This is a genomic window from Haematospirillum sp. 15-248, from assembly GCF_012102665.1.
In the GTDB taxonomy this organism is placed as follows: domain Bacteria; phylum Pseudomonadota; class Alphaproteobacteria; order Rhodospirillales; family Rhodospirillaceae; genus Haematospirillum.
In genome coordinates this window covers 1-17,918 of the sequence record NZ_JAAVTF010000001.1, presented here as the reverse complement: position 1 = coordinate 17,918, position 17,918 = coordinate 1, and the positions used below count along the sequence as shown (strand labels likewise).

15 protein-coding genes, 2 tRNA genes and 1 riboswitch are annotated in these 17,918 nt (G+C 53.5%); of the genes, 12 read left to right on the top strand and 5 right to left on the bottom strand.

The features are described 5' to 3' along the window. Positions 1–71: 71 nt before the first annotated feature. Positions 72–1,592: a sodium/proline symporter PutP gene (putP, locus tag HEQ72_RS00085; protein WP_168022257.1), complete on the bottom strand. Its 1,521-nt coding sequence runs from the start codon at positions 1,590–1,592 to the stop codon at positions 72–74. Positions 1,593–1,888: 296 nt separating this feature from the next. Between putP and HEQ72_RS00080 the strand changes: the two genes are divergently transcribed. Both HEQ72_RS00080 and metE read left to right on the top strand, forming a co-directional pair. Next, on the top strand, positions 1,889–2,506 hold the full coding sequence (locus HEQ72_RS00080) for a pseudouridine synthase (RefSeq protein WP_168022256.1): 618 nt from the start codon (positions 1,889–1,891) through the stop codon (positions 2,504–2,506). A gap of 41 nt (positions 2,507–2,547) precedes the next feature. After that, positions 2,548–2,757: riboswitch (cobalamin riboswitch) on the top strand. A gap of 106 nt (positions 2,758–2,863) precedes the next feature. Beyond that, positions 2,864–5,245, top strand: a complete 2,382-nt coding sequence (gene metE / locus HEQ72_RS00075; RefSeq protein ID WP_322099456.1) for a 5-methyltetrahydropteroyltriglutamate--homocysteine S-methyltransferase — start codon at positions 2,864–2,866, stop codon at positions 5,243–5,245. Here metE and HEQ72_RS00070 read toward each other — a convergent pair. Genes HEQ72_RS00070 through HEQ72_RS00060 form a run of 3 tightly spaced genes read right to left on the bottom strand, consistent with a single transcriptional unit; the run spans position 5,206 to position 8,252 of the window. Continuing rightward, positions 5,206–5,565 (bottom strand): GtrA family protein, encoded by a 360-nt coding sequence (locus tag HEQ72_RS00070; RefSeq protein ID WP_168020639.1) that lies wholly within the window; start codon positions 5,563–5,565, stop codon positions 5,206–5,208. The two genes, metE and HEQ72_RS00070, sit on opposite strands and share 40 nt — an antisense overlap. A 27-nt stretch (positions 5,566–5,592) precedes the next feature. Beyond that, positions 5,593–7,245: a hypothetical protein gene (locus tag HEQ72_RS00065; RefSeq protein WP_168022255.1), complete on the bottom strand. Its 1,653-nt coding sequence runs from the start codon at positions 7,243–7,245 to the stop codon at positions 5,593–5,595. Continuing rightward, entirely contained in the window at positions 7,245–8,252 is a 1,008-nt protein-coding gene (locus HEQ72_RS00060; RefSeq protein ID WP_168020637.1) for a glycosyltransferase family 2 protein, read from the bottom strand. The genes HEQ72_RS00065 and HEQ72_RS00060 overlap by 1 nt, the downstream gene beginning before the upstream one ends. A 119-nt stretch (positions 8,253–8,371) precedes the next feature. On the opposite strand from HEQ72_RS00060, the gene HEQ72_RS00055 reads away from it, so the two are divergent. The 8 genes from HEQ72_RS00055 to glk all read left to right on the top strand — a co-directional run bounded on the left by HEQ72_RS00055 (position 8,372) and on the right by glk (position 15,340). Beyond that, on the top strand, positions 8,372–9,250 hold the full coding sequence (locus tag HEQ72_RS00055) for a ChbG/HpnK family deacetylase (RefSeq protein ID WP_168020636.1): 879 nt from the start codon (positions 8,372–8,374) through the stop codon (positions 9,248–9,250). Between the two features lie 129 nt (positions 9,251–9,379). Next, on the top strand, positions 9,380–10,720 hold the full coding sequence (rimO, locus tag HEQ72_RS00050) for a 30S ribosomal protein S12 methylthiotransferase RimO (RefSeq protein WP_168020635.1): 1,341 nt from the start codon (positions 9,380–9,382) through the stop codon (positions 10,718–10,720). 110 nt (positions 10,721–10,830) lie between these two features. Next, positions 10,831–10,905: transfer RNA gene (locus HEQ72_RS00045), tRNA-Val, on the top strand. Positions 10,906–11,059: 154 nt separating this feature from the next. Beyond that, positions 11,060–11,134 (top strand) — tRNA-Val (locus HEQ72_RS00040). Positions 11,135–11,229: 95 nt separating this feature from the next. Continuing rightward, a complete protein-coding gene (locus HEQ72_RS00035) occupies positions 11,230–12,147 on the top strand; it encodes an N-formylglutamate amidohydrolase (protein ID WP_168020634.1) in 918 nt (305 codons plus the stop codon). 120 nt (positions 12,148–12,267) lie between these two features. Beyond that, positions 12,268–13,044 carry a substrate-binding periplasmic protein gene (locus HEQ72_RS00030; RefSeq protein ID WP_168020633.1) on the top strand — a complete coding sequence of 259 codons (777 nt, stop codon included), beginning with the start codon at positions 12,268–12,270 and terminating at the stop codon, positions 13,042–13,044. 286 nt (positions 13,045–13,330) lie between these two features. Further along, positions 13,331–14,281: a transglycosylase SLT domain-containing protein gene (locus HEQ72_RS00025; protein ID WP_168020631.1), complete on the top strand. Its 951-nt coding sequence runs from the start codon at positions 13,331–13,333 to the stop codon at positions 14,279–14,281. Positions 14,282–14,317: 36 nt separating this feature from the next. Next, complete coding sequence (gene glk, locus HEQ72_RS00020; protein WP_168020629.1) at positions 14,318–15,340, top strand: glucokinase; 1,023 nt, start codon at positions 14,318–14,320, stop codon at positions 15,338–15,340. On the opposite strand, the gene HEQ72_RS00015 is transcribed toward glk, so the two are convergent. Further along, the gene (locus tag HEQ72_RS00015; RefSeq protein ID WP_168022254.1) at positions 15,255–15,842 is read right to left on the bottom strand and encodes a YdcF family protein; all 588 of its coding nucleotides are present in this window, start codon (positions 15,840–15,842) and stop codon (positions 15,255–15,257) included. The two genes, glk and HEQ72_RS00015, sit on opposite strands and share 86 nt — an antisense overlap. A 163-nt stretch (positions 15,843–16,005) precedes the next feature. Between HEQ72_RS00015 and HEQ72_RS00010 the strand changes: the two genes are divergently transcribed. Both HEQ72_RS00010 and HEQ72_RS00005 read left to right on the top strand, forming a co-directional pair. Then, a complete protein-coding gene (locus HEQ72_RS00010) occupies positions 16,006–16,866 on the top strand; it encodes a hypothetical protein (protein ID WP_168022253.1) in 861 nt (286 codons plus the stop codon). A 160-nt stretch (positions 16,867–17,026) separates the two neighbouring features. Continuing rightward, positions 17,027–17,918 (top strand): calcium-binding protein (locus tag HEQ72_RS00005; protein WP_168022252.1); only part of this gene is annotated, 892 nt, incomplete at its 3' end.

The window sequence follows — 17,918 nt, the reverse complement described above, 5'->3', positions numbered from 1 at the left end:
TTATACAAAATACTCCGCATAATATTCAATCAAAAGAAATGACCTGCATCATAAAACAGTAAGGCCAGAGGCTAACGCGCCTCCTGCCCTGCCATAACCTGCTCACGCATGGATCCAAAAGCACCAATCATGCCCAATGATGGAACCGGAGACAGGTATGTACCGACAACAACTGCCACTGCAGAAAATGCAAAACCGGGCACCAGTTCATAAAGGCCAAACAACGGACCCGGAGCAGCACCAAACCATTCGCCATGGCTCCACACAATCACGGTCGCAGCCCCTGTCACCATCCCGGCCAGAGCGCCATAGCGTGTCATGGAGGGCCACAACAGGGACAAGAGGACAACAGGACCAAAAGCCGCACCAAAACCAGCCCAGGCATAACCAACCAGCCCCAGAACACGGCTTTGCGGATCACGGGCAATCAAGATTGCCACAACGGCGACAACCAAGATCATGGCACGCCCAACCCAGACCAGCTCTGCCTGGCTGGCGTTTTTACGCACGAATGGCTTGTACAAATCCTCTGTAAGGGCAGATGAACAAACCAGAAGCTGACAGGACAAGGTGCTCATGACGGCAGACAGAATAGCAGACAACAAAACACCTGCTATCCAAGGATTGAACAGTACCTGTGACAGCTGGATGAAAACGCGCTCCCTGTTCTCGGTAACAGGGCCGGAACTGCCTGTATGTTCAGCAAAATAGGCCGACCCGAAGAAGCCAACCAGTACCGCACCCACCAGACACAGGATCATCCAGGTCATACCAATAAGCCGGGCCCTGGGAATGGAGCGAACCGAGTCAACGGCCATAAAACGGGCGAGAATGTGGGGCTGCCCCATGTAACCCAATCCCCAGCCCAGCAGGGATGCAATGCCAACGACGGTCATATTACCAAACATATCGGTAGCTTGCGCATTGACCTGTAGAACCTTGTCAACAGCACTCTCCAACCCACCCAGCTCTCCGACCACAACAAATGGAACCAGCAGCAGCGCCATGATCATCAAGGATGCCTGAATGGTATCCGTCCAGCTGACAGCCAGAAAACCGCCAACCAGCACATAGACGATGGTTGCTACAGCACCGGCCCAGAGCGCCACCTCGTACGACAGCCCAAATGTTCCTTCAAACAAACGGGCACTGGCGACCATGCCTGATGCACAGTACATCGTGAAAAATAACAGGATAAGTACAGATGAAATTACCCGCAGGACACGACTGTCATCCTCGAAGCGGGCTGTGAAATAATCCGGCAACGTCAGGGCATTGTCTGTCAGCTCTGTGTAAACACGCAACCGCCCGGCAACAACGCCCCAGTTCAGCCAAGCCCCCAGCACCAGCCCAACAACAATCCAGCTTTCTGAAAGTCCAAAGGCAAAAACAGCACCCGGCAAGCCCATCAGAAGCCATCCGCTCATATCCGATGCGCCTGCCGACAGGGCCGTAACAAACGACCCAAGACTGCGCCCACCAAGAATATAATCGGAGAGATTACGTGTATAGCGCCATGCAAAAAAGCCGATGCCAACCGTTAGAAGGAGATAAGCGACAAAAGTCACTGTTGTCGGATTTCCGAAACCCATAGTGCACCCTGCTCTGTTATAAAGCCCCCGGCACATACATTCCCAAACCCACCAAGCAACACACCGGAACGACAAGGGCCGGGACATAAAAGCCAAGGCACCGGCAGAGACACACCAGGCAAGAGAACAATGTACACATTTCTTTCATTCTCTGAAATCTAGCCCAGGTCATACAATTACGCAATCAAGGGTTCTGATCTTTATGGAGCCAAGACGTCCGAAGGCATATCCATGCCATGTGTATGCTGTTATATGTCTTTTTCCCCACGCTGCATTCCTGCCTCTGAAGACGCATCATGACACGTCCCGCTCGTTCAAAAACAATTGCTTTTCATAAACCCTATGGCGTGTTGAGTCAGTTTACACCCGAGGCATCAGGGCAAAGGACACTAGCTGATTTCGGCCTTCCCCCCGGGGTATATGCAGCGGGTCGGTTGGACCAGGACAGTGAAGGCTTGCTGATTCTATCCTCGGATCGTCGGCTTGTGCATCAGTTGCTGGAACCCAGCCATGCACACCCTCGTATCTATTTGGTACAGGTGGAGCGCATTCCGGACGAAGAGGCTCTCACCATGCTCCGCACCGGAACAGATATAAGGGTGGGGAGCCGGATATACCGAACACGACCGGCCACCGTTGAATTGATGCCCGAAGATTTTGATCTGCCGCCAAGAAACCCGCCGGTACGTTACCGCAAATCAGTTCCCACCGCCTGGCTACGCCTGACGTTGACCGAAGGAAAGAACCGACAGGTCCGCCGAATGACCGCCGCAACGGGATTTCCGACTCTGCGCTTGGTACGCGTGCAGATCGGCCATCTTGCACTCGGTGATCTTGAATCCGGACAATGGCGCACAGTCCAGGCACAGGATGTTCTCGGCACAACACCCCTCCTTCCGAACCAGAAAGCATAAACATATCTTTATGTCTTATTGACAGTTGTATCACCTCCCACCTATCGTCTCATGGTCGAGGTTCTTCGGGACAACGCCCGAAGCTAAGAGGGAATCCGGTACGTTCTCCAAACTAATCCGGAGCTGCCCCCGCAACTGTAGGCGAAGAGTAGGCCGTCGCTACGTGTCACTGGGACTATCACGTTCCGGGAAGGCCAGACGACCACGAGGACTCGCAAGCCAGGAGACCTGCCCCGACTTATAACGTCCTCGGGCGGGGTGTCCCGGTGGTACGCCTGAGGGTGTACGGGTCGCTCTGTACCAGTCGCCTTTCTGCGTGTCCGCTCTACCTTGCCCCAACACCATGGGGGTCAAGCCGTGACTGTTTCTTCTCTTTCTGTAGCAACCCTTGGCATGCCGCGTATCGGTCGGCACAGGGAATTGAAGTTTGCCCTGGAAGACTTCTGGAAAGGTAATATAGCGGAAAGTGCACTTGTACACACCGCAACCAAGCTCAAGGCCAGAAATTGGGCGCGACAGGTTGAACAAGGCGCGACCATTCTGCCATCAAATGATTTTTCCCTGTATGACCATGTCCTTGATACCAGCGCCATGGTTGGTGCCATACCGGAGCGATATGACTGGCAAGGCGGCCCGCCGGGACTGACAACATACTTTGCCATGGCCCGCGGAACACGGGGCACCGCAGGAAGGGAATGCCACAATGCCTGCAACCCGGCCTATACAGGGGCCGGCATACCAGCCCAAGATATGACAAAGTGGTTTGATACCAACTACCATTACATGGTTCCGGAATTCACACCCGGACAATCCTTCCGTCTTTCATGTCTGAAGGCTGTCAACGAGTATCGGGAAGCACGCCTTCTGGGGTACAGAACACGACCGGTTCTTCTCGGGCCTGTTACATTCCTCAAACTGGGAAAGAGCACCGACCCCATTGTCTCCCCTCTTCGGAATCTTGATTCGTTACTGCTGGTGTACATCGACCTCCTGACACGCTTGTCACTTGAAGGAGCAGACTGGATCCAGATCGACGAACCCTGCCTGGTTACCGATCTGGATAATGAAGCCCGAACCGCATTGCAAACAACATATCAGGCCTTTGCACGCGCACTCCCCAATCTGAACATCATGTTAACTACATGGTTTGGCGGACTGGGGGATAATCTTGATCTGGCAACACAGCTCCCCGTAGCTGGGCTGCACCTGGATCTTGTGCGCGCCCCGGAACAGCTGCCTGAAGTCATACGCAGGTCAAGGCGTGAGCAGATCCTGTCCTTGGGGGTCATAGACGGACGCAACGTATGGCGCGCTGATCTGGAGGCCATACTGGATCAGCTGGAGCCCGTGGTAAAACAAAAAGGCGCAGAGCACATTCAACTCGCCCCTTCCTGCTCATTGCTCCACGTGCCACTGGATATCAGCGTGGAGACTGATCTGGACAGCGATATCAAAAGCTGGCTGTCCTTTGCGGACCAGAAGATCCACGAACTGGCGGTTCTGGCAACGGCCCTTGCCCGCGGCAGGGAATCCGTACGTGGTCAGCTGGAGGCTGCATCACTGGCTACCCGTGCCCGCAAGACTTCAGACAAGATACATTGCAAGACCGTCCAGGACAGGGTCAACGGCATAAAGCCACACATGACCAAACGCAAAAGTCCGTACGCTGTGCGGGCATCACAGCAACAGAAAGACCTTGCCCTCCCTCTCTTTCCAACCACGACGATCGGCTCGTTTCCTCAAACCGGGAAGGTCAGGCAGGCACGGTCAGCCCATAGCAAAGGAATACTGACGACCGAAGACTACGAGATCTTCCTGAGGAAGGAAACAGAGCGGGTTGTTCGTTGGCAGGAACAAACGGGACTGGATGTTCTGGTTCACGGCGAGTTTGAACGCAATGACATGGTCCAATATTTCGGGGAGAAACTGTCAGGATTTGCCTTCACGCGGCACGGATGGGTGCAGTCTTATGGCTCGCGTTGCGTCCGTCCTCCCATCCTTTATGGCGATATATCCCGCCCCGAATCCATGACCGTCAAATGGTGGTCGTGCGCACAGGCTGTCACAGCACGCCCGGTCAAGGGCATGTTGACAGGGCCGGTCACTATCCTGAACTGGTCCTTTGTGCGGGACGATATTCCCCGCAGTACGGCTTGCCGCCAGTTGGCACTGGCTCTGCGGGACGAGGTGCTTGACCTGGAAAAGGCCGGTGCCCGCATCATCCAGATCGATGAGGCTGCCCTGCGCGAAGGGTTGCCACTGCGACAAACAGAATGGAATGCCTATCTGGAATGGGCCGTTGCGTGCTTTCGCCTGACCTCATCAGGCGTTTCAGACCATACGCAAATACATACCCATATGTGCTATTCAGAATTTAACGACATCATGGAAGCGATCGCGGCCATGGATGCCGATGTTGTATCAATAGAAGCCTCCCGATCGGGCATGGACCTTCTTGAGACTTTCAGGACGTACCGCTACCCAAACAGCATTGGCCCGGGCGTGTACGATATTCACTCTCCACGCATTCCGGGAACCGATGAAATTGTCGCACGCCTTGCCATGGCACGACAGTATCTGCACGATCGACAGCTGTGGGTCAATCCGGACTGCGGCCTGAAAACAAGAGCATGGGATGACATACAGCCTGCCCTGCTCAATATGGTTGCAGCCGCGCGTAAACTACGCATCAGCCAGAATCAGGAACAGCGAAATGTCCAAAGCGCGTTAAGCACATAGTGCCATACAAGGAGGAAGCCGGTGACCGCAACCTGGGCAACCAGATAGGGCCAGAGCAAGAAGCCTGACAGAGCGGTCATCAGCACTCCGTTCCACAAAAACCCGGTCCCGGCTACCATGAAAAAACGTGGCAATGTCTCGACATGGGGCCGGGTACTGCGGAACACAATGACACGTCCGGCTCCATAATTCGTCAGGGCACCGCACAGAAAACCGGCAACAGATCCAGAAACAGGATCAAAAGACAGGAGTTCGACCAAACCGACCAGAACACAATAGTGCACGACAGTACCAAAGCCGCCAGCAACAGCAAACAGCATGAACTGGCGCCAGGACAACACCACAGATCACCGAACAATCACAGGATACCCGGCCGGGCGATCCTGCACAGGCCTCAGATCCTTGACCACAGCCAAAGGAACCCCGAGACGGCGCACCTCAACAACAACATCCCCGTCCATGGCCGCATCACACCCCATCTGGGTCGCCGAGACAAAAAAATCAGCCTGCAGCCAATCGGCAACAACGCGAAATCCCGGCCCAAGAACAGCATCGGCCTGCACGAGTTCAGCACAAACAGCAACCCGGTATTCTCCACCTGTATCACGAGGTAGAGCATACTGTTGCAGCCCGACAAGAGCATCCTTCACACTGCTTGACCAATAGTCCATCTCCCACCGCCCAACAGCGCCGGAAAGCCCCCCGGCAAGAATATTGTAACCCACATATCCATAGGGATGAATCAGGACCAACGGAACCGCTGACAGAAGACAAACAGCGCCGAAAACAGCAAGAAAGAGCCTTCTTGCAGCAACAGACGAAACAGCCGCAACACGGATACAGACAGTATACAAACCAGCTGCAGAGAGAATGACAAGGGGAGGAACCACAAACAGGAAGTGACGAACACCGTTATACAGCGGCGGGTTTGTTATCAAGGCAAGAAGAACGGGACACACCGCAGCCGCCACAACAGGAACCCACAGAATGGATTGCCGCGCCTGTACCAAGGTACGCCAACGGACAGCAAACACCAGGACACCGCAAACAAGGCCGAGCAAAACAGGTTCGGACATCTTGACCAGAAGGTAAATCGGCAGGTAGGTGCGTGGAACATCATCGACCTGATAGACTATCCCGGATAGAATCGTATCGATCTCGAAAGAAAAATTGGAAAACGCTTTTATGGCAAGCGGAATATGATCGAACTGCTGCACTGACCACGGCCAGAAGAAAGCCATCAGTACAAACGCAAGACACATTCCGGGAAAAAGGGAACAAGCAGACCGGAACCAGAACAGAGCCCTGCCCTTCCATAAACCAGAATATGAAACGCCGCGGACAAGGATAACCAACGCTGCATAGCAGACCAACAGCCCCCCCCCAACCCGCAAGCCCAAGGCCAAACCTGTAGACAGACCGAAACCAAGACCCAGCGACAAGGGAACCCGAGGCAAGCAGGATACAATCCGCGTCAGAGTATAAACGCCCCAAATCATTGCCGTTGCAAAGGGAATATCCTTGGTGTGGGTAAACATGGCCCCCGACCATATCCCGCACAAGGCCAGAAGAACGATTGCCAGCAAACCCATACGTGGTCCGTATAGATACGTTGCCAGACGGCCTGTACCAACCAGGCCAACCACACCAACCAGCCCCGACAGCAGGTGACGCAGGTCCCAGATAGAGGCAGATGGTACCAGCTTCAGCAGAGCCACCACGGGAAGATCAAACGCTCCCCCATAAAGATACAGGTTACGATAGGAAAATAGGGAAGTATCTGTCAGGCCGGACGCATAATAACGCCACAGCATATCGCCGTACGTATGCTGCACCAGCTCGTCATTGCTGATTCCATGACGCCGGAATGTCAGGACAACAAAGGCAACCATGCTCCAATAAAAAAGAATGGAGAGACGGTACTCCCACATCCCCTGCTTTTTGGTCGGAACACCAGTTGCAACACAACGGGTGTCAACATTGCATCCGCCATCCATCATCACCGGGCTACACCTCTGCCTGCAGGAATCTCGTCTTCTTGTTCAGCTTCCGTCTGTTCGGCTACCAGAAACAGGGGGCGCCCCTTCACTTCACGGAAAATCCGCCCGATATACTCCCCCAATACCCCAAGACCTGTCAGCTGCACTCCGGACAGGAACAGGATTGATACCATCAACGATGTATATCCCGGCACATCAACCCCCTGAACAAGCGTACGGACAATGAGCCAGCTTCCGTAGAGCATGGATCCGGCAGCCAGTACCAATCCCAGAAGGGACCAGACACGCAATGGCACAACCGAGAACGCCGTCAACCCATCAACCGCGTAGCGCAAAAGACGGAAGAAAGAAAATGTAGAGCACCCACCTGCCCTTGGTTCTGGATCAAAAGGGATAAAACCCTGCGTAAAGCCAACCCACCCTGTAATACCCTTCAGAAAGCGGTTGCGCTCGGGCAAACTGTTGACGGCCTGTACAACACGCCGGTCGAACAGTCGAAAATCGCCGGCTCCTTCGGGAATCTCAACATTCGCAATACAGCGGAACACCTGATAAAAAAGACGGGATACCAAGCGGCGCAAAGCCGGATCTGTGTCGCGGGAACGCCGCACCGCCGTAACCATACGGGCACCAGCTTTCCAGCAAACAAGCAATTCCGGTATCAACTCGGGGGGATGTTGCAGATCGGCGTCCATCAGCACAACAGCGTCACCGCACGCAGCCTGCAGGCCAGCTGCTACGGCGGCTTCCTTGCCAAAATTACGCGCCAGACGAATACCACGCACCCGGCTGTCTGCACGTGCCAACTCCCGGATCGTGGCATAACTGCTGTCGCGACTGCCATCATCCACCATAATGATCTCATATCGTAGCAATCCGGCACGCTCCAGAACCTCTGCCAGACGACGAGACAGGGAGATCAGGGATTCTGATTCATTATAGACAGGGATGACAATGGAAAGGAGATATGCTGTTTGTTCTTCAGGACCACTCTGGACATCAGGCACGGCATCACCTTGGATCTTGGATCAAAGAACGCGGCGGATACGGGCTTGATTGTGCCCGGAACAACGAGAAGCACCAAGGTCTCCGCTTCATCATGTCTGAGCGGTGACGGAGAATGATCATGAGCGAGACAGGACACAAAGCGCAAGAAGAACACTCCATCATTATTTGTGCGGACGACTACGGTCTCTCTCCCGGTGTCTGTGACGCCATAGAAAACTTGATAGAACGGGGCAGAGTATCCGCGACAAGTGCCATGGCAGTTATGCCTGAATGGCCCAAGCGGGCACGAACACTGAAGGCATTGACGAAAGGCTATCCCGTCGAGGTTGGCCTCCACCTGACCCTGACCGGCCCGTGGCGTCTGACAGCGTTCTGTGGAACCGTGCCGGAATCCCTGCATGCCCTCTCCCATCGTGCCCTGACCCGACGTCTGGAATCTGGGCCGATTCGCGTTGAAATACGGGCCCAGCTTGATGCCTTTGAAGATGCCTGGGGCCAAGGCCCTGACTATATAGACGGCCATCAGCACATCCACTGCCTGCCGGTTATCTGCGACGAGCTCCTGCGTGAGGTCAAAAGCCGTTACGGAACACGACCGTGGATCCGGAACTGCGCGGCACCGCTGCATGAATGGAACCGCTACAACAGTTCACCGGCAAAAGAAGCCTACCTGTCCGTTATTGGCCGCCGCATGGCAGCCAAGGCCAGAGCACTGGGATTTCGCATGAATGACAGTTTTCGCGGTCTGTATCCGTTTACAACACGCCGAAGCTACGAAAGCCTTTTTCACAAATTTCTTGCGAAACCAGCGGCAACGGCCCTTTTGCACTGTCACCCCGGCTGGGTGGATTCATCGCTCTGTGAACGGGATGCCCTGACCTGGCCACGGGAGAGGGAATTCGCCTGGCTTGCCTCCACAGCCTGCCAGGAACTACTGGAACAGACCGGCATAAAGCCATCCTGCTTCCCGGGAGCCTTTGCTACAGACACGTTCTGATCTTGAAATTCCGGGCACAACCCTGTACCTCACGGCATCACCTGATACCGTCCCGACCGGATACGTGCCCTCTCCCGACATACCGGGAGGATGCATGATACGAGCCGGTCTTGTTTATGGAACACCTGTATGACCGGCACAGCCAAAATCCTCAAGCCTGCCCCACGGATCGGACTGGTCAGCCTCGGCTGCCCGAAGGCATTGGTTGATTCAGAACGAATCATGACACGCCTGCGTGCGGAAGGCTACGAACTGGCACCAACCAGCGAGGGAGCGGATGCGGTCATTGTCAACACCTGTGGGTTCCTGGATTCGGCAAAGGCCGAAAGCCTGGAGGCTATTGGCGATGCGCTGGCCGAGAATGGCAAGGTTATTGTCACCGGCTGCATGGGAAAGGACGAAAATGGCATCCGCACTATTCACCCAAGGGTTCTGTCTGTTACGGGTCCCCACCAGTATGAAGCGGTCATCAACGCCGTTCATGACGCGGTGCCCCCGCAGCATGAGCCTTTTGTCGACTTGGTTCCACCAGAGGGTATCCGACTGACACCCCGCCACTATGCCTATCTGAAAATCTCGGAGGGCTGCAATAATCGCTGTACCTTCTGCATTATCCCCTCTATCCGCGGGGACCTGGTCAGTCGACCGATGAACCGAGTTCTGGCTGAAGCAGAAAAACTGGTCAAGGCGGGCGTACGGGAATTGATGGTTATTTCACAGGATACCAGCGCTTATGGCGTTGACACCCGCTATGCCGACGTTGACTGGAAAGGGCAGACCCGCAAAAGCAACCTGCTGGAACTGACCAGTGCGCTGGGAGACATGGGGGTATGGGTGCGCCTGCACTATGTTTACCCCTATCCATCGGTTGATCATGTCATCCCACTGATGGCACAAGGCAAAATACTACCCTACCTGGACATTCCCTTCCAGCATGCCTCCCCGGGAATCCTCAAGGCCATGAAGCGTCCGGCCAACAACGGGAAGGTTCTGGACCGGATCAAGGCATGGCGCGACATCTGTCCCGAGCTGACCATTCGCTCGACGTTCATTGTCGGCTTTCCCGGTGAAACGGAAGAAGACTTCGAGGATATGCTGGAATGGCTGGAACAGGCCCAGCTTGACCGGGTTGGCTGCTTCAAGTACGAGCCTGTCGAAGGCGCTGTAGCCAACGCCCTGCCCGACCCTGTGGACGAAGAGACCAAGGATGAGCGCTGGGCCCGGTTTATGGAGCACCAGCGTCAGATTTCCGAACAGCGCATGGCCCGCAAGATCGGAAGCCTGCAACAGGTTATCATCGATGAAGTGGATGAAGATGGCGCCATTGGACGATCCACCGGTGATGCACCGGATATTGACGGCAATGTTTTTCTTAACGGCGAAGTAAACCTGAAGGCCGGCGATATTGTCACGGCACGGATTGAGCACGCTGATGACTACGACCTGTGGGGTGAACTTGTCTCCAGCTGAAAGGAACGCAATTGAGAGATAAAGGACTTGCAAGACGGCAAAAGGCCTTCTATAAGGTCCTCCTCTGCTCCTGAGGGTTTCCTGACAGGATCCGAAACTGGGCAGATAAAGGGCGCGTAGCTCAGTGGGAGAGCACTGTGTTGACATCGCAGGGGTCGCAAGTTCAATCCTTGCCGCGCCCACCATCAAGGCCTCGACTGAAATGTCGGGGCTTTGTCTTTTTCCCGGAACCCTTTGCAACATTTGACAGATAAATGCCTTGCCAGATGATAAAAGGGGCTTTATAAGCGCGTTCCTCGCTTTTGGTGACAGAAGTTGCACCGCAACATACCCAGAGCAGGGCGCGTAGCTCAGTGGGAGAGCACTGTGTTGACATCGCAGGGGTCGCAAGTTCAATCCTTGCCGCGCCCACCATCAAAACCCCGACTGAGATGTCGGGGCTTTGCTCTTGCAAAAGCCCTTTAACAGGTATCTTGGCGAGGGAAGACCTGTTGGTGTAACCTCCTCTTATGAAAGCAAAACAGGGCGATCACACAACAGGCACCCCCAACCTGGAGACTGACAGGCAGCCTCCCCCGTCGTCTCCCTTTGCAATCATTAAACCTGACGTGCAAACACTGCCTCTCGTTCTGGCATCTCCCCACTCGGGAAACTATTACCCTCCCGCATTTCTCGCAACATCACAGCTGAATCCCCACGAAATCCGCCAATCAGAGGATTTCTATGTTCACGAGCTCTTTGCAGCGGCACCACGGCTGGGAGCTCCGATGATCCGGGCCACATTTCCGCGTGCATACATTGACGTCAACCGTGAGCCATATGAACTGGACCCCGACATGTTTGATGGTCCCCTGCCCGCTCATATCAACACAACATCTGTTCGCGTTGCCGCCGGCTTGGGAACCATTGCACGAATCGTTGCCAACAAGGCTCTCATCTACAAGACAAGACTACCAATTGAAGAAGCAGAACAACGTATCCAGCTTTTCTATCGCCCATACCATGCTGCGCTGCGGAAGCTGATCGCTGATACGGTCGCCCTTTTTGGTCACTGCCTGCTCCTGGACTGCCATTCCATGCCCTCTATTGCTGTGTCCGGGCCAAACAGAAAAGTCGGGTTTGTCCTGGGGGATGGGCATGGCAAGACATGCGATCGCACGTTCACGGATACAGCCCACCGTACACTGGCAGGAACCGGATGGAATACAGCCCGTAACGCACCTTATGCCGGGGGCTATACAACCCGGCACTACAGTCAGACTAAACAGGGCATTCATACCTTACAAATAGAGATCAACAGAGCGCTCTATATGCAGGAAGATACGTACGCAAAGATTCCAGCGTTCCACACGATAGCCGGACACATGGAAGATCTGATCCTTGCCTTGGGCCACAATGCACCGGCGCAAAAGATTGGATCTTGCTAAGAACATCTGCTGCACAGGTGCCAGTAGAGACAAGATCGCCGCCATGCGCCGTCCCGGCGTAGCGGGTACACACAACATCAGCTAGAATACGGCTCCGGAACCAACACGATGGAGACAGCCATGTTGCCGCGCGCTACAGCCGTCTTCGCATGGCTTTGGATAGCACTTCTTTCTTTTACCGCTCACGCACAAAACAGGGATGTCCAGTTTGGGCTGGCTGACAACGCTCCGCTTGGTGGCGTCCATAACGGACAAGCCGACGGAGTATTTGGCATTACCGGGACACATATCCTGAAAACAATGGGTTATAATCCCACAGCCTTGCAACTTCCGTTCTCCCGCCTTTATGAAAGCATACACAGGGGGGCCATAGAAATTGCCGGCAGCACGATGAAGACACCTGAGCGCAGCCTGCTCGCCCACTACACCATTCCTTTGCTGACCGAATACAATGTCATCATCGTTCATAAGGGTGATGCCTTCCCCTTCGAGAATCTGAGCCAGCTCTCTGGAAAACGGCTGGGTGCTATTGCTGGCTTTGAATTCCCGACTCTCCACTCCGTCACAGATCTTATCCTGGAACGGGTCCACAACGAAGAAGACAACATACGCAAGGTCGCAGCCAAACGTCTTGATGGCGCAATTTTGTCATCAATACGGGGACTTCACACCTTGGAACAAAGTGGGCTGGCCAACGAGGTTGAGCTACTGCCTCTGTCTATAGGGCGGGTAGACTTGGGCTTTGCCCTGTCCAAAACGTTCTTCAGCACGGAAGACGTAGACCGATTCAATCAAGCCATAACAGATCTGAAGCAATCACCGGAATGGATCCACATCCTAGATGAAACAGGCACCAAGTCCCTGATAAAGGATTGGCCACTTGCGACCATGCCATAAGCTCTCCCACACAAAAAAAGGCCGCGACACATGAGATCGCGGCCTGAGTTCAGGGAGAAAACATCCACTACAGCAGCACCCCGCTTTACACCACAGACGGGTTGCTGCGACGCACAATGACATCATGCATCACCAAAGATGGCAAGAAAGAAAGAGATCACACATAACGCGTATCCAAAATTGAGAAGTCCCCAACACTATACTTCGTTAGACACACCCCCTCCAACTGTGGCACGAACCTTGCTGTTGACTCTGGTATCTGATCCCCACAAACCAGAGATATAGCATGCGCACCCTATGTTTATCAGTTCTTCTCATAACCTTGCTGCCGGGAGCAGACAGAGCAGCCTCGGCGTCTTCCCCCTCTCCGGCAGGGGCTATATCACGTGGGTACTATGCACAAAACTCTTCTGATGTGTGTCGTCTTCATACGGAATACCATGAAACACGCCTGCGCTTACCCCAGAACATGCTGACAGCCCTGTCTCATGTAGAATCCGGACGCTGGGATACAGCCAAGCAGGAAAAAATTGCCTGGCCCTGGACCGTTATGGCCGAGGGAAACGGCAGATATTTCAGGACAAAGGCCGAAGCCATACGAGAAGTGCGTACCCTGCAATCAAGGGGCGTACGCAATATTGATGTCGGGTGTATGCAAATTAACCTCAAGCATCATCCCGACGCGTTCAGAACCCTTGAAGATGCCTTTGATCCCGCACGAAACGTGGCCTATGCCGCTGATTTCCTGACCCGCCTGTACACCGAAACCGGATCATGGGCCAAGGCAGCAACACGTTATCACTCAGCCACCCCCGTCCGCGCAACACGCTATGGCGGACTTCTGACCCGGGCATGGTCCAAACTGAACAATCAGTCACGTGCAAATACAAGGCAATGGCATAAAGAGACAAGACGCCACCTGGCGCTTCCATCTCCTGTGAAACGTATGATATACCCCTACCCACAGATGAAGGCCATTGGCCTGAGAAATACAAAAACGGAGAGTATCCATGCCAGGGAGAGATATAGTCGCAGGAATGCAAATGACTTTGCAGAAAACTGGCGGAGTCATAGACTGACAGAATACCTTGGCAGTCGCCGCGCATCGACTACACCCGGATCAAATGCAGGTGCACCCCCTGCGCCGGACGTCGATGAAAAGCGCGAAACCGCTCCGCCGGACACATCCATTTCGGCCCCCGTGGCTTTCGGAAGGATTGAGATCGCGGAGCGTTGAGACAATAGGTTCAACCGTAGCCCGGTCTTCATTCTCATGAAAAACTCTTCACATCCTGCTTGCACCACAGATGCACCCATTGTTGGCCTGATTGCCGATGTTGGTGGAACAAACGTACGTCTTGCCTTTGCCCACGCTGACAACAGCTGGTCCGAAGAGCGGGTCTACCGGTGCGAGGGATACTCCAACCCAACCGAAATTGTCCGTACCTTCCAGAGAGATACAGGCGTACCCTTGCCCCCCCATGTTGCGCTGTGCGTTGCAGGTCCGATTACGGGTGATGATGCCGCCTTTACCAATTTAGGATGGCATTTCTCTATCGAAGCCATGCGACGTGACTTGGGTGTTAAAACCCTCAATGTCGTCAATGATTTCGTTGCAAACGCATTGGCCTGCCCACGACTTCCCTCCAGTTCCCTGGTGCAGATAGGTCAGGGTGCAACAGCCCGGACTGGTTATCCCATCGCTGCAATCGGGCCTGGCACGGGCCTTGGCACGGCTACGCTGGTGCCGGACAACAAGGGGGGCTGGATTCCCGTTGCTTCAGAAGGGGGGCATGTCACATTGGCAGCCTCGAACCAAAGGGAATGGGATATTATCTGCCATCTTCGCCAACGCAGCTCTCATGTGTCAGGTGAAAGTACAGTGTGCGGCAGTGGCCTGGAATCCTTATTCCGTGCAATACGCGATCTGGATGGTCTGGAGCCCTTGAACCTGTCTGCATCCGAGATTGCGGCCAGAGCCTTGGGAGAAAGAGACCCATGTTGCCGTGAAGCCCTGGAAATTATGTGCGCTATGCTGGGCACCCTTGCCGGGAACTTGGCGCTTACAACAGGAGCCTTGGGGGGGGTTTATGTTCTTGGCGGCATACTCCCCCGGATGGTCGATTTCCTTCAGGAATCTCAGTTCCGGAATCGTTTTGAAAACAAAGGACGACTATCGTCCTGGGTCCGGGACATCCCGACTTGGCTGGTTACCCATCCGTTTCCCGCGTTTCCCGGTTTGATCGGTCTTCTTCCAGAGCAGAAGGTCCAACCTGAGGCAATTGGCTCCGTGTAACAGGGCCAATCCTTAGCGCATATAAATAATCTGCAAAGAACGCAGGAAGTTCCCGTACAGCAGAACGCCACCAGCTCAGTCTGGTGGCGTCGCTTTTTGATGGCTTGAAACCAATTCTCCACCTATGCCTATATCCCAGAAGACGCAATAACATCCATAAGCGGGGAATATGCCAGACATCGCTTACCAGAATAACCTTGGGGGGCATCATGCCAGCCAAAAGAGGCAGGCTGAACTGGATGTTCTCACGGCTGTTTCTGGATTTGTCTTCTTGTACAATCCGGTGCACCGGTAAACCTTTTTCAATTAAAAGGGAAGACATGATAGCGGATTCCGGCACAGAGCTCCCCACAGCACCGCCAGACAGGATCATCGTAGAGACCTTCCCTTCTCTCCACAGATCGTAAACCGCCTCCACTCTTCGATACAATGCCAAGGACGGTGTCCCGTCAAGATAAACCCGTGCCCCAGCAACCAAGGCAACCGCACCTCCTGATTTCATATGCACACCAGAAGATGGTTGACCTGACGTCAATGAAGCCTTTCTCCCGCGATGAATGTGGGGCATGGACAAGTTACCAATTTCCTTCCAAGATCATTGAAGTATAGAGAAGTATCTACAGTCCTGCCGCAAAGCACCGCAACATAAAGAGACACAGGAAGCAATGGCTGCTGTTATTTCCGGCATAACGCTCTACCGCGAAAAGAGCACGGTTCACCGGTTTGACTTCTCTGGTGAACACAGAGATGAGGATGCCATATTCCAAGTCCGCTCCAACCGAGTATCGTTGATTCTGAAGTCTGGTCCTGTCACAGAACATGTGATTATACGTGGCCAGAATATACCAACAACGCTACGAATGACGGCACTTGTTGTTGAGCAGTTCAACCGTAACCCAGCCCTGTTCACAGAAGATCATACAACCAGCTTTGACTGGGCTGAACACTGGAAAAGCCGTGTTTCAAGCTACGAGCGCCAGTTTATGGAAGAATCATGGATATCCATTTACCATGAAGGCGGCACACTGTTCAGTACCAACCCGTCGGCACATATTGATGAAATAGAGCGCATCGCCTTGGGTGGGGACATTAATGACAGCCACATCAAGAAGGTTTCCCAGTCCATCGTCGGGGCTATCGAAGATGTTGTCACCCAACACGACAGCCAAACAGCTGTCGTCTTCACCCCATTCAAGGAATACCATCGCGCTGCTATTCTAGAACGGAGAGGCGGACGCACAGGGTCGTTTGCAACATCAGCTTACCATCCACCCAAACCCGGCAGACCCGTTCGTTATTCCGGATTTATCAACTTTTGCGCGGATGCAATCGAGGCTCTGAATTTGAAGGTGTTTCTGGAACGCGTCAAGCAAATGGTTGAGGAAAACAAATCATACGGCGGCGCCATCACAGCCGTTCAGGTTGCAGCGGCTATGGCCAGAAAGCGTGATCTGATGCAATTTATCCAGTCATACGAACGAGCTAATAAAGTGGTCTATAGACCGGATAGGCCCGAATTCGTCTAGACAAGAACCAGGAAAACCTATCCAAAACCTTTTTCGGTGCATACATATTAGAAAATGTATCCCTAGGAACAACAACTTTTACTTGTAAGCATTGCAGTCCATCCGGAATGATAAACCAGTTAGCGGCCTCGAAAGCCACACTGGATCAGGAGGGAAATCTGTGCAGGCTATTTTCACAACAGGCACAGCCAAAGACGAAGTCTTCTCGCCAGAATATGGCGCAAACTTTATCAACGGCAATGGTGGGATTGATCGCGTTGACTACTCCGCGCTCAAGGAACCCATAACAGTCAAGCTCCATGACGGGTTAGATCCGTCCATCGTATATGTTGGAACAGAGCCCCGTGATGTACTGATAGATATAGATGACATTACAGGGGGAATTGGTGATGACCATCTCACTGGAAACACACAAACAAATAAATTTAATGGAGGACTAGGACAAGACACCTTGGATGGAGGAGAGGGGCTTGACTTTGCAGAGTACACGGATAGATCTCTCCCCATTGCGGTTAAGCTATCATCAGATAGTCCATCTATTGTTTATGTAAATGGAATGGCTGAGGATACCCTGATCAATATCGAAAATATAATCGGAGGGTCGGGAAACGATTATATTGTTGGAACCGATGATTATAACCTTCTATTTGGGGGGGATGGTGACGACATTCTTGAAGGCAAGGGGTTTGTTGATGCCCTTTCAGGGGGAGCAGGTGCTGACACCTTTGTTTACAGGTCGTTCCGAGACTCAACGCCAGACCAAAAGGACTGGATAGCCGATTTCAACAGAATAGAGGGAGATCGCTTTGAGATGTCTCACGTGGATGCAGACATTAACAAGGCAGGACACCAAACGCTGACCTTCAACGGAAATCAAGCACAACCTCATTCCATATGGTACGAATGCGAAGGGTTTACTCCTTTTGCAAATAATAAGATCGGTGGGTATTACGTTATAAACATTTTCGCCGATGTTAATGGTGATACATCGGAAGACTTCGCAGTCACCGCTTATTCCCAATCCCCACTTATTCTTCATAATGACTTCATTC